At 62.2% G+C, this 12,526-nt stretch carries 12 protein-coding genes; 8 read left to right on the forward strand and 4 right to left on the reverse strand.

Going from position 1 to position 12,526, the window contains the following annotated elements:
• Positions 1-69 precede the first annotated feature (69 nt).
• Entirely contained in the window at positions 70-192 is a 123-nt protein-coding gene (locus tag ACE03M_RS10435; RefSeq protein WP_260848174.1) for a hypothetical protein, read from the reverse strand.
• 9 nt (positions 193-201) lie between these two features.
• A complete protein-coding gene (gene guaB1 / locus ACE03M_RS10440) occupies positions 202-1,659 on the reverse strand; it encodes a GMP reductase (protein WP_143923322.1) in 1,458 nt (485 codons plus the stop codon).
• 101 nt (positions 1,660-1,760) lie between these two features.
• Here guaB1 and ACE03M_RS10445 point away from each other — a divergent pair, with 101 nt between their 5' ends.
• The 3 genes from ACE03M_RS10445 (at position 1,761) to ACE03M_RS10455 (ending at position 6,313) form a co-directional block, all read left to right on the forward strand.
• Entirely contained in the window at positions 1,761-5,516 is a 3,756-nt protein-coding gene (locus tag ACE03M_RS10445; RefSeq protein ID WP_485933902.1) for a multifunctional oxoglutarate decarboxylase/oxoglutarate dehydrogenase thiamine pyrophosphate-binding subunit/dihydrolipoyllysine-residue succinyltransferase subunit, read from the forward strand.
• Positions 5,513-6,127, forward strand: coding sequence for a GDSL-type esterase/lipase family protein (locus ACE03M_RS10450; RefSeq protein ID WP_485933903.1), 615 nt, complete (start codon positions 5,513-5,515; stop codon positions 6,125-6,127). The genes ACE03M_RS10445 and ACE03M_RS10450 overlap by 4 nt, the downstream gene beginning before the upstream one ends.
• A gap of 111 nt (positions 6,128-6,238) precedes the next feature.
• Positions 6,239-6,313, forward strand: coding sequence for a 50S ribosomal protein bL37 (locus ACE03M_RS10455; RefSeq protein WP_373270343.1), 75 nt, complete (start codon positions 6,239-6,241; stop codon positions 6,311-6,313).
• 101 nt (positions 6,314-6,414) lie between these two features.
• Here the strand turns inward: ACE03M_RS10455 and rsrA are convergent, their stop codons facing one another.
• Together rsrA and ACE03M_RS10465 are read right to left on the reverse strand one after the other, a co-directional pair.
• A complete protein-coding gene (gene rsrA, locus ACE03M_RS10460; RefSeq protein ID WP_143923325.1) occupies positions 6,415-6,687 on the reverse strand; it encodes a mycothiol system anti-sigma-R factor in 273 nt (90 codons plus the stop codon).
• Entirely contained in the window at positions 6,684-7,340 is a 657-nt protein-coding gene (locus ACE03M_RS10465) for a sigma-70 family RNA polymerase sigma factor (protein WP_485933904.1), read from the reverse strand. The genes rsrA and ACE03M_RS10465 overlap by 4 nt, the downstream gene beginning before the upstream one ends.
• A 148-nt stretch (positions 7,341-7,488) precedes the next feature.
• Here ACE03M_RS10465 and ACE03M_RS10470 point away from each other — a divergent pair, with 148 nt between their 5' ends.
• Genes ACE03M_RS10470 through ACE03M_RS10490 form a run of 5 tightly spaced genes read left to right on the forward strand, consistent with a single transcriptional unit; the run spans position 7,489 to position 12,462 of the window.
• On the forward strand, positions 7,489-7,986 hold the full coding sequence (locus ACE03M_RS10470) for a DoxX family protein (RefSeq protein ID WP_143923327.1): 498 nt from the start codon (positions 7,489-7,491) through the stop codon (positions 7,984-7,986).
• Entirely contained in the window at positions 7,979-9,295 is a 1,317-nt protein-coding gene (gene aroA / locus ACE03M_RS10475; RefSeq protein ID WP_485933905.1) for a 3-phosphoshikimate 1-carboxyvinyltransferase, read from the forward strand. Before ACE03M_RS10470 ends, aroA begins: the two co-directional genes overlap by 8 nt.
• A 1-nt stretch (position 9,296) precedes the next feature.
• Positions 9,297-10,334, forward strand: a complete 1,038-nt coding sequence (gene rsgA, locus ACE03M_RS10480) for a ribosome small subunit-dependent GTPase A (RefSeq protein WP_485933906.1) — start codon at positions 9,297-9,299, stop codon at positions 10,332-10,334.
• A gap of 9 nt (positions 10,335-10,343) precedes the next feature.
• A complete protein-coding gene (gene hisN, locus ACE03M_RS10485) occupies positions 10,344-11,150 on the forward strand; it encodes a histidinol-phosphatase (RefSeq protein ID WP_485933907.1) in 807 nt (268 codons plus the stop codon).
• 40 nt (positions 11,151-11,190) lie between these two features.
• Positions 11,191-12,462: an aminotransferase class I/II-fold pyridoxal phosphate-dependent enzyme gene (locus tag ACE03M_RS10490; protein WP_485933908.1), complete on the forward strand. Its 1,272-nt coding sequence runs from the start codon at positions 11,191-11,193 to the stop codon at positions 12,460-12,462.
• The last annotated feature ends 64 nt before the right edge of the window (positions 12,463-12,526 follow it).

Below are 12,526 nucleotides of genomic sequence, written 5' to 3' on the forward strand. Positions count from 1 at the left end.
ACTCGGCAGCGACGAAGACGCCGGTGCCGCAGATGAGGATGAGGGCTAACGCAAGGTAGAACCATTCCATCAGTGACGATCCCCGCCGTTCGCGGTCAGGAGATCGGAGTAGGTGATGAGATCGAGCCTCAACGGGTGAGGGTCGTCGTCTGGGGCGCCGGCTTCCCGCCGGCTGGGACTGTCACTGTGCATGGCTAGATCTTACCAACTCCGGGACAGAGGGCGGCCTTCATCGTAACCTGCAGCGCTCTGAACTCCGACCGTTGCGAGTTCCGCAAATTCCCCGAGACTGCGGGCTCCTGCATAGGTGAATGAGCTGCGTACGCCCGAAGTGATGCCGTCGAGCAGATCCTCGACACCGGGAGATTCTGGGTCAATGTACATCGTCGACGAAGAAATGCCTTCTTCGAACAGGCCCTTGCGTGCGCGGGAGAAAGCAGACTCCGTCCGAGTCCTGTTCGCCACTGCCCGCGCCGAAGCCATGCCGAAGCTCTCCTTGTATTTGCGGCCTTCACCGTCGACAAGAAGATCACCCGGAGACTCGTGGGTGCCGGCGAACCACGAGCCGACCATGACCTGTGATGCGCCTGCGGCGAGAGCCAGCGCCACATCCCGGGGATAGCGCACTCCTCCGTCCGCCCAGACATGAGCACCCAGCTGTCTGGCAGCCTCGGCGCATTCGCGAACAGCAGAGAACTGCGGACGGCCGACGGCCGTCATCATGCGCGTCGTGCACATAGCACCGGGGCCGACACCGACCTTGATGATCTGAGCACCGGCCGAAACGAGGTCGCGAACACCATCGGCGGTGACGACGTTGCCGGCGACGATGGGCACTCCCAGGTCAGCGCCCGCGATCGAGCTCAAGGTGTCGAGCATCTTCACCTGATGGCCGTGGGCAGTGTCGACGACCAGCACATCGGCACCGGCTGAGACCAGCGCAGAGGCTCGGTCGACGGCGTTGCCGTTGACTCCGACCGCCACGGCGATCTTCAGTCTGTTCTGATCATCGAGGTTGGGGGCGTAGATCGATGACCGAAGCAGCGACTTGGGAGTCAGGGACCCCAGCACCCTGTCGCTGTCATCGACGACGGCTGCGAAAGGGGTCCGGGCCTCGTTCATGGACTCGAACAGAGACTCCAGCTGTGCGCCATCGGACCAGTCGATGTCCGAAGCCCGGATGACATGTGGCGACGGTTCGAGCAGCGAAGACACCGCAGTGAACCGGTCGACGCCTTTGAGACTCGTCGAATCGATCACCCCGGCGAGCTTGCCGGAGTCGTCGACGACCACTCCGTAGCCGTGGGACCGTTTGGCCAGGACGTGCAGTGCGCTCAGCACTGTGTCCTCCGGGGAGAACCGCAGCGCCGAATCGAAGACGCGATCGCGACTCTTCACCCACTCGATCGTGTCCTGGGCAGCAGATAGGGGGATGTCCTGCGGCAGAACAGCGAGGCCACCTCGGCGAGCCATGGTCTCCGCCATCCGACGACCGGACACGGCGGTCATATTTGCAGCGACGATCGGTGTCGTCGAGCCGGTCGGATCGGTCGTCGACAGGTCGACGTCGAACCGGGAAGTCAGTGAGGACGAATTGGGAACCAGGAACACATCTGAGTACGTCAGATCATTATTCGGGTCATTTGAGATGAAACGCATAACACTATTGTCCCCTATGCGGACATACTCGGGTACATCGCGTTAGGCTGGTCATGTCGTTAAGCAGCAATTCTTGAATCAGGAAGTAGGCGATCAACGCCGTGTCCGTCAATACTCCGAACCGCACCGTCGACGACTTCGGGTCGAATGAGTGGTTGGTCGAGGAATTGTATGAACAGTACAAGTCCGATAAGAACTCCGTCGACCAATCATGGTGGCCGTTCTTCGACAAGTACGAAAAGAACGGGGATGGAGCAGCAGCGAAGACTGCAGACGCCAAACCCGCAGCGAAGACCGGCACCAAGCCGGCCGCGAAATCAGCAGCGAAGGCTCCTGCGAAGCCTGCCGACAAGTCCGCCAAGGACACCTCGGGCGCAGACTCTGTTGCGGATGACAGTCCCCGCGGAATCTCCCCGTCTTCGGCACAGACCGAGACTCTGAAGGCCGAGACCAAGTCCGTGCCCAAGGTCGTCGTGAAGGACACTGAGCCGAAGCCGGCTCCCGAAGAGACCGTGACTCCGTTGCGCGGTCCGGCGAAGCTGATCGCCAAGAATATGGATGATTCGATCGAAGTTCCCACGGCCACGTCCGTGCGGGCGCTGCCGGCAAAGGCACTCATCGACAATCGAATCGTCATCAACTCGCACCTCAAGCGGACCCGTGGTGGAAAGGTCTCCTTCACTCACCTCATCGGCTTCGCAGTCATCCGAGCTCTGCAGAACTTCCCCTCCCAGAACGTGACCTACGATGTCCGTGACGGCAAGCCCGTCATGGTCTCCCCCGCACACGTGAACTTCGGTCTCGCGATCGACGTGCCGAAGAAGGACGGTTCGCGCACTCTTCTGGTGCCGAACGTCAAGAAGGCTGAGACTCTGACCTTCCGCCAGTTCGTCGATGCCTACGACGGCCTCGTCGACAAGGCTCGGCAGGGAAAGCTCACAGCTGACGACTTCGCGGGCACGTCGGTCTCACTGACCAACCCCGGCGGAATCGGTACCGTACACTCCGTGCCTCGTCTGACCAAGGGACAGGGATGCATCATCGGTGTCGGTGCACTCGACTACCCGGCAGAGTTCCAGGGTGCCAGCCAGCACACGATCAACAAGCTGGCCGTCTCCAAGGTCCTGACTCTGACGTCCACCTACGATCACCGTGTGATCCAGGGCGCAGGATCCGGTGAGTTCCTCAAGCTCGTCCACAGCTACCTCCTCGGCGAGGACGGCTTCTACGACGACGTCTTCGAGTCGCTGCGACTGCCCTACGAGCCCGTGCGCTGGGTGCCTGACGTCTCGGCCGAAGACCAGGACGATGTCAATAAGACCGCCCGCGTCATCGAACTCATCGACGCCTACCGCACCCGCGGACACCTTATGGCGAACATCGATCCGCTCGTGTACCGTCAGCGCTCGCACCCAGACCTCGACATCAATCAACACGGTCTGACCCTGTGGGATCTCGAACGCGAGTTCCCCACCGGCGGCTTCGGGGCCAAGCCGATGATGCCCTTCCGCAACATCCTCGGTCTCCTGCGCGAGAGCTACTGCCGGACCATCGGCTTCGAATACATGCACATCGCCGATCCGCTGCAGCGCCGTTGGTTCCAGGCCAAGATCGAGGTTCCGCATCAGGAGCTGACTCGATCTGAGCAGGGACACATCCTCGGTCGCCTCAACGCGGCCGAAGCCTTCGAGACCTTCCTGCAGACGAAGTACATCGGTCAGAAGCGCTTCAGCCTCGAGGGCGGCGAGTCAGCCATCGTCCTCCTCGACGAAGTCCTCAACCAGTCGGCTGACACCGGCATGGAACAGGTCGCAATCGGCATGGCCCATCGTGGACGTCTCAACGTGCTCACGAACATCGCAGGCAAGTCCTACGCACAGATGTTCCGTGAGTTCGACGGAACGATGTCTCCGGACAGCGTTCAGGGCTCCGGCGACGTCAAGTACCACTTGGGCACCGAGGGATCCTTCACGTCGCCTGCTGGCAATTCGACCGATGTCTACGTCGCGGCCAATCCCAGCCACCTCGAGACCGTCGATCCGATCCTCGAAGGCATCGTGCGCGCCAAGCAGGACTTCATCGACCAGGGAGAAGCCGGTTTCACCGTGCTTCCCGTCCTCGTCCACGGCGACGCGGCGTTCGCAGGTCAGGGTGTCGTGACCGAGACCCTCAACCTCTCGGAGCTGCGCGGCTACCGAACCGGTGGCACGATCCACATCATCATCAACAACCAGGTCGGCTTCACCACCCCTCCCGCCTCGGCCCGCTCGTCCTTCTACTGCACCGACGTTGCGAAGTCGATCAACGCACCGATCTTCCACGTCAACGGGGATGACCCCGAAGCCGTCGTCAGAGCAGCACGACTCGCGTTCGAATACCGTCAGGAATTCAACCGCGACGTCATCATCGACCTCGTCTGCTACCGCCGGCGCGGACACAACGAGGGCGACGATCCATCGATGACGCAGCCGCTGATGTACTCCCTCATCGAGAAGAAGGGTTCGGTGCGCAAGCTGTACACCGAATCGCTTGTCGGCAGGAAGTGCATCACCGATGAGGAGGCCAGCGAAGCGCTCAAGGACTACCAGTCGAAGCTGGAATCGGCGTTCGCCGAGACAAAGGAAGCCGAGACCGGCTCCGACGACGGCGACGCCTTCAACGCACCGCATGTGCCCAGTGACATCGAAGCGTTCAACAATGCCGAGACCGCGATCAGCACGGAGACGCTGCACCACATCGGTGAGACCTTCGCCGCTGTTCCGGAGAACTTCACCATCCACAAGAAGCTGCGTGCCCTCCTTGAGAAGCGCAAGGAGATGTCGCTGTCCGGCGGAATCGACTGGGGCTTCGCTGAGCTGCTGGCCTTCGGCTCGCTGCTCATGGACGGAATTCCTGTTCGCCTCGCTGGCCAGGACTCGCGTCGCGGCACGTTCGTGCAGCGTCATTCGGTGCTTATCGACGCCGTCAACGGCAACGAGTGGACGCCGTTGCAGAACCTCAGCGACGAACAGGCCCGGTTCTGGGTCTATGATTCGCTGTTGAGCGAGTACGCGGCGGTCGGCTTCGAATACGGCTATTCGGTCGAGCGCAAGGATGCACTGGTGGCTTGGGAAGCTCAGTTCGGTGACTTCGCGCAGGGTGCCCAATCCGTCATCGACGAGTTCATCTCGTCCTCGGAACAGAAGTGGCAGCAGAACTCCGGCGTCGTCATGCTCCTGCCCCACGGATACGAGGGACAGGGCCCCGACCACTCCTCTGCTCGCATCGAGCGCTACCTGCAGCTGTGTGCCGAGTCGAACATGACGGTGGCTCTGCCATCGAATGGTGCGTCGTACTTCCACCTGCTGCGTCGCCACGCGATGACGACGAACAAACGTCCGCTCATCGTTTTCACCCCGAAGTCGATGCTGCGACTCAAGGCCGCGGCCAACTCTCCCGAGGACTTCACCTCGGGAACGTTCGAGGCCGTCATAGACGATGCCGTCGTCGATCCCGAAAAGGTCGACCGTGTCGTGATGGTCTCCGGCAAGCTCTACTGGGAGCTGCTGGCTCAGCGGGAGAAGCGTGAAGACACGAAGACTGCACTCGTGCGCGTCGAACAGCTCTACCCGCTTGACGAAGACTCCATCGCGGCTCTGCTCGACCGGTACCCTGACAGCGCAGAGCTGATCTGGGCACAGGAAGAGCCTGAGAACCAGGGAGCCTGGCCATTCATGGCGCTGAACATGCCACAGCTGCTGGGCGACCGTGAGATAACCGTGATCTCTCGTCCTGCCTCCGCTGCGACTGCAACTGGACTCAAACATGTCCACGAAGTCCAGCAGCAGGAAGTCATCGACCGGATCTTCCGCCGGTGAGCACCGTGACTCCGACGACCGTTGCTGTGATCGGTGGCCCCCTGGTCGCCGGTCACGGCGATGGTCGTGGTCTCGGGTGGGTTGGACGCGTCACTGCCAGGACGTTGCCCAGCCTGCCCGATCTCAGGGTCTTTCCTTTGGCAGTGCCGCACGAGGACTCTTCTGGTCTGCATGCCCGCACCATCGCCGAGGCGTCCCTGAGGTACACCTCGGACGGTGACAATCGGCTGGTCCTTGCTTTGGGTTCGGGCGATCTCGATTCGGGTCGTTCGGTCGCCCGTGCCCGTCTTGATGTGGCCAATGTTCTCGACGAGGCACTGGCACGGAAGGTTTCGGCGTTCGTCATCGGGCCTCCCCCTGAGTACAACTCCGAGCGCAATCGTGGAATCGCTGAGCTCAATACGAGCTTCTCGGATGTCGCAAAACGACGCGGCATCGCTTATGTCGATACGTTCACGCCCCTGCTCGGCCATCCTGTGTGGCAGCGGGAGATCGCATCCTCGCGTGACCATCTTCCCGGACAGGAAGGCTACGGTCTGCTCTCCTGGCTGGTTCTGCACCGGGGGTGGTTCCCGTGGCTCGGCGTCCAGGATGCCATGGGCGATTCCTGATCTCCGCGCTGCCGCCTCAACCGCAGGAGCCTGGTCCTTGAGGCATGGGTGACACTTTGCCCAGGCACAGTCGTCATGAAAGAATGAAGCATCTAGTGAAGGAGTGTAGTCATGAGCAAGCGCAGCCGTAAGCGTCACGACCGTCGTCGTTCCAACGCGAACCATGGTAAGCGTCCGAACGGCTGATTCTTTCGAATCAGCTCAGGACATGTGAAGAGGGCGGGGAGAATATCTATTCTTCCCGCCCTCTTCATGTGCGCCGTCCTCTTCATGTGCGCTGCAGGCGACTAAGCTCCAGCGCCGGGCCAGACTGTCTGTTCAGTGGCGATGCGCTGACGAATCTTCTCACGCAGTCCCATCGGTGCCTCTTCCCGGCTGCAGGACCTGCGCACCAGCTCCTTGAGCAGTGCCTCGATCTCATACTCGTCGTGGCACGACGGACATTGTTCGAGGTGCACCGAGATCTCACGGATCTCCGTCGTAGTCAGCTCCCCGTCAAGATAATGGTAGATGCGCGTCAGAGACTCCGCACGCACACTCTCACAGCATTCATCGCTCATTTCGCACCTCCCGCAGGTTTGGAGAAGCCGCGATCCGCAGCGTAATCGGCCAATCTGTCACGCAGCTGACGGCGCCCCCGATGCAAACGCGACATCACCGTGCCGATAGGCGTATCCATGATCTCAGCGATCTCCTTGTACGGCAGACCTTCGACATCGGCATAGTAGACCACCATGCGGAAGTCCTCCGGAAGCTCCGACAACGCGTCTTTGACGTCGGAGTCAGGCAGATGGTCGAGCGCTTCGAGTTCCGCCGAGCGGCCCCCGGAGGAGGAATGACTCGCGGCTTGGGCGATCTGCCAGTCCTCGATGTCCTCACTGCCGTGTTCCTGCGGCTGACGCTGCTTCTTCCGGTAGTTGTTGATGAACGTGTTCGTCAGAATCCTGTACAGCCATGCCTTGAGGTTGGTTCCCGGCTTGTATTGGTGGAACGCCGCGTAGGCCTTCGCGTAGGCCTCTTGGACGAGATCCTCGGCATCGGCAGGATTTCGGGTCATCCGCAGAGCAGCTGCGTAGAGCTGATTGAGATATTCCAGAGCGTCACGCTCGAAACGGGCCGAACGTTCGGCCTTGGTCTCGGGGACTTCTTTGACTGATTCGGTCATCGTAGTCAATGGTACGCCCGTTCTCTCTAGGACGGCAGTGGCGTTCACAGACTTCTCCTTCTGCCTTTCGACTCGGCACCGGCAGGATCGCCCTCACCGGTGCGTGTTCTCTGATCAACACCAGGACGAGCCCCCACTATTCCCGGACAACCGTTATGCTTGCCAGTGAGATGCCCGACACGTAGGAAGGACCATAGTGTCTCCAATCAGATTCCTGGCACGGCCCATGTTGGCCGCCGGCTACATCAGCAACGGGGTCGATCGTCTGCGCCGACCAGAAGCGGCAGCCGCATCGATCGGTCCGCTGCTGAACATGGCACGCAAGCAGATCGACGTGCCCATCGACGCACCTACCTTGGCACGCGCCACTGGGGCGGCTCAGGTCGCTGCTGGATCGTTGCTGGCTATCGGCAGATTCCCTCGTCTCAGCGCCACGATCCTCGTCGGCACCTACCTCCTCGACACCGTCGGTGAACGTATCGCAGCGGAAAAGGCGACTTCGAAGGAAGACAAACGGGCGCGCACAGAGCGCACCCTGATCCGCACCTCGATGCTCGGCGGCGCGCTGCTGGCCAGTGTCGACACAGCGGGCAAGCCAGGACTCTGGTGGCGCACGCAGCATGCCGCCGAAGATCTCTGGTCCTCGGTCGAAGACACCTCGAAACAGGCAATGAGTGCACTTGGCGTTGACTGACACACCCGATCTCACTGCACCCGCCACCGGCGACTGGCTTGCTCCGGTCGCCGGTGGCGGCGTCACCGCGAATGTCAGCGTCCCCGGTTCGAAGTCCCTGACCAACCGCTATCTCATCCTCGCTGCTCTAGCCGAATCCGAGTCAATTGTGCGCGGATGGCTGCGCAGCCGTGACACGCTGCTCATGGTCGAGGCGCTGAGAGCGCTCGGGGCCGACATCGACGAAGTCGACGGCAGTCTGCACATCACCCCCATTGATTTCGCCGCACACCGTGAAGATCCTCCGATCACCATCGACTGCGGTCTCGCCGGAACCGTGATGCGCTTCGTTCCTCCGCTCGCCGCCGCCACCGGACGCGAGATCGTCCTCGATGGCGACGAGCAGGCCAGGGTCAGGCCGATGTCAGTCATCATCGACGCTCTCACCCGCCTCGGCGCCTCCATCACTGCAGAGAACAACCTGCTGCCGATGACGATCCACTCACAATCCCACCTTCGTGGTGGGCACCTTGAGATCGACGCCAGCGCCTCCAGCCAATTCGTTTCGGGGATGCTCCTGACTGCCCCTGCGCTGCCCCTGGGAATCGAGCTCGTCAATCACGGCGGTTCCGTGCCCAGCCGGGCCCACGTCGACATGACCATCGAAGTCCTCGCCGATGCGGGGGTCGACGTCACAGAGCCCGAACCCGAACGGTGGATCGTCGAGCCTGGCCTGCCACGCGGACTCGATGTCCACGTCGAACCGGATCTGTCGAACGCAGCAGCCTTCGTCGCCGCGGCCATGGCCACCAACGGCGATGTCACCGTCCTCGACTGGCCAGCTCATACGACACAGGCCGGTGACGGATTCCGATCCATCGCCGAAGCCTTCGGCGGTACTGTGACCCTGGACCGCAATGGTCTGCGGGTTCAGGGGCCCGAAGTCCTGCAAGCAGTTGACCTCGATCTCTCTGCCATCGGTGAACTCACGCCCGTCGTAGCTGCCCTGGCAGCACTCGCCGACGGCACGTCCAATCTGACTGGGATCGGCCATCTCCGTGGGCATGAGACCGATCGGCTCTCGGCCCTGCGCCGCGAGCTCGGTGCCATCGGTATCGACGTCGACGAACAGCCGACGTCTCTGACGATCACCGGTTCGGCCCCGCGCCGAGGAACGTGGCATACGTACAACGATCACCGGATGGTCATGGCCGGAGCCATTCTCGGTCTGCACGTCGATGGACTGGTCATCGAGAACGCCGACACTGTGGCGAAGACACTGCCCGAATTCACCCAGCTGTGGGAAGACATGCTCAGTCGGCGCGCCTGAGATGGCACGGATCTACCGCGACGAGGATTACCGCCCTCGCCCAAGCAGACGCGGCTCCAGGCCACGGACGAAGAACAGGCCCAAGCACGACGAAGCGATCGAGGGACTCGTCACTGCCGTTGACCGCGGACGATATCGAGTAGTCGTCGCCGATGATACCGGTGACGTCCGTGAATCCCACACGGCTGGTGCCGCCACCTCAGACGTCACGGCTGTACGAGCCTCCCACCTGCGCAAAGATGCAGTGGTGCCCGGCGACATCGTCAAGCTCGTCGGAGACACCTCGGGCAGCAAGGGATCTTTGGCGCGCCTGGTCGAGATCACAGAACGGCGGTCCCTGCTGCGTCGCAGCGCCGACGACACGGATCCGACGGAAAGGGTGATCGTTGCCAATGTCGACGTCATGGGCATCGTCACCGCCACCGAGGACCCTGAGCCTTCATACGGGCTCATCGATCGGGCACTGACAGCGGCCTTCGACGCCGGCATCGCTCCCCTGCTCATCGTGACCAAGACCGACCTGAAACCGGCCGATGACATCATTGAACGGTTCTCGCAGACCGGAGTGGAGATCGTGTCCTCCGGGCTCAGCCCCGACGGGACGCTGACCGATGCGACGGTGTTCGATCGTCTGCAGGGCCAGATCAGCGTTTTGGTCGGACATTCGGGAGTCGGAAAATCGACCCTGATGAACGCGCTGGTCCCCCGCGCTGAGAGAGCCACAGGCCATGTCAACGATGTCACCGGGCGCGGTCGGCACACCTCGTCGTCGGCGATCTGCCTTCGTCTTGACGGCGGCGGCTGGCTCGTCGACACACCTGGCGTCCGCAGCTTCGGGCTCGCCCATGTCGATCGGGACACGCTGATCTCAGCCTTCCCGGAACTCGTCCAAGCCACTGCCGAGTGCCCACGCGGGTGCACTCATCAGGCCGATGCGCCGGGTTGCCAGCTCGACGCCTGGGTCGATGCCGGCAATGCGGGACCCGGCGGAGTCTCACGGTTGGAGTCGCTGCGCAGACTGCTGCCCTCGACTGGATAAGGTGGAGGAATGAACGATCTCGACCTGGCGACCGAACTCGCCGACCTCGCAGACTCCATCAGCTACCGTCATTTCGTGGCCCAGGACTTCACCGTCGAGACCAAACCCGATCTGACACCCGTCACCGAATGCGACAGGGCCGTGGAGTCTGCGATCATGGAACGCCTCCACCGCGAACGTCCGGATGACAGCGTCCTCGGGGAGGAATTCGGTTCCCACGGAAGTTCGCCGAGGCGGTGGATCATCGATCCGATCGACGGTACGAAGAACTTCGTCCGCGGAGTTCCGATTTGGGCCACCCTGATCTCGCTCTACGACGGCGAGACGCCGATCCTCGGCGTGGTCTCCGCTCCCGCTCTCGGTCGCCGATGGTGGGCCCAGGCAGGTCAGGGAGCATTCACCTCGGCGCTGGGAGAAGCCGCCAAACGCATCCACGTCTCCGACGTCGATTCCCTCGGGGATGCCTCGATGTCCTACGCATCGCTGTCCGGCTGGAAGGCCCTCGGGGTCCTCGACGAATTCCTTCTCCTGTGTGAGAGCCTGTGGCGGACTCGAGGCTATGGCGACTTCTACTCATACATGCTTCTGGCCGAAGGTGCAGTCGACATCGCATGCGAACCCGAACTCGAGCTCTACGACATGGGTGCGCTGGTTCCGATCGTTCTGGAAGCCGGTGGGACGTTCACGAACACGGCAGGGGTCAGCGGGCCCTTCGGCGGAAATGCCCTGGCCAGCAATTCGCGCCTGCATGAACGAACCCTTGATTCGCTGGGACGGATTGCCCCTGCCGCCCCTCCTGCGCACACACAAGTGTGAGTTCTCACCGAAACCCGATCATCTCTGCAGAAGGAGACAGATGCCCGATGTGATGCGTGCCGATCTGTGGCATTCGATGGCTGATGCGGCCGGTCTGATCAATGCCGACGGAACGATCGGTGAGACGATCTACGGTCAGATGACAGCATTGGCAGCGAAGACCGGAGCAGTGAATCTGGGACAGGGAGCACCGGGAACCGATGCTCCTGCCGAGCTCATCGATGCCGCTGCCGAGGCGATGCGAGAAGGCTGGAACCAATATGCACCCGGTCAGGGATATCCTGCACTGCTCGAGGCCGTGGCCCAACAGCGGTCTCGGGACTTCGGGCACGAGGTGTCACCGCAGCATGTGCTCTACACGTGCGGGGCCACAGAGGGCCTCACTGCCGCCATTCTTGCCCTGCTCCCCCGCGGCGGGACCGTGCTCGCCTTCGAGCCGTTCTATGATTCCTACCCTGCGGCGATCACCGCTGCCGGAGGATCGCTGGTCACCGTGCCGATCCTTCCGACCGCGGAAGGCGGGTTCGCGCCCGACTGGAAGAGCTTCGATCAGGCTGTGACCGCTGCCGACAGCCTCCCTTCGATCATTATCATCAATACTCCCCACAACCCGACCGGGTTCATGTTCAACGCACAGGACCTGGCTCGCATCGGTGAAGCCGCAGTCTCCGCGGACGCCTGGGTCCTCACCGACGAGGTGTATGAACAGTTGATCCTCGATGGCATGCCCCATGTGGCGCCGGCGGTGGCCATGGACGACGGAGCACGAGTCGTCACAGTCTCCTCGGCGGGAAAGTCGTGGAACACGACCGGATGGAAGATCGGGTGGGTGATTGCTGAGCCTGAGGTCAGGGAGGCCATTCAGGCGGTCAAACAATTCCTCACGTTCACAGCAAGCGCTCCCCTGCAGGTGGGCCTGGCGCGGACCATGACCGATGGATCGACCTTCGTGGCCGAGAATCGATCCTCACTGCAGAAACGAGCGGAGGTCCTGGTGCCGGCCTGTCGTGCTGTTCCGGGAGTCATCGCGTCTACACCGGCCGCAGGATACTTCACCGTCGTCGACTTCTCGGCCCTGACCGATCTTGACGCCTTCGAGCTCAACGACCTATTGGCCAGGCGGTACTCGATCGTCGGGATACCTGTGCCTGCCCTGTGCCGGAACGGATCGCCTGCGTATGGCGCATACCGATCATCGATCCGCTACTCATTCTGCAAGTCTGCGGCCGATGTCGATCGCGGGGCACAGCTGTTCTACGACCTCGCTGCCGAATTAGACCAGAACCCCGCTGCGCTTCGCAGGCAGAGCTGACTGCACCAGCGCCGTGCTGAAGACAGGCAGAGCCGTCAAGAGCACACAGAGAAGGGGGGGGGGG

It is taken from the genome of Brevibacterium sp. AGC70 (genome assembly GCF_057334195.1).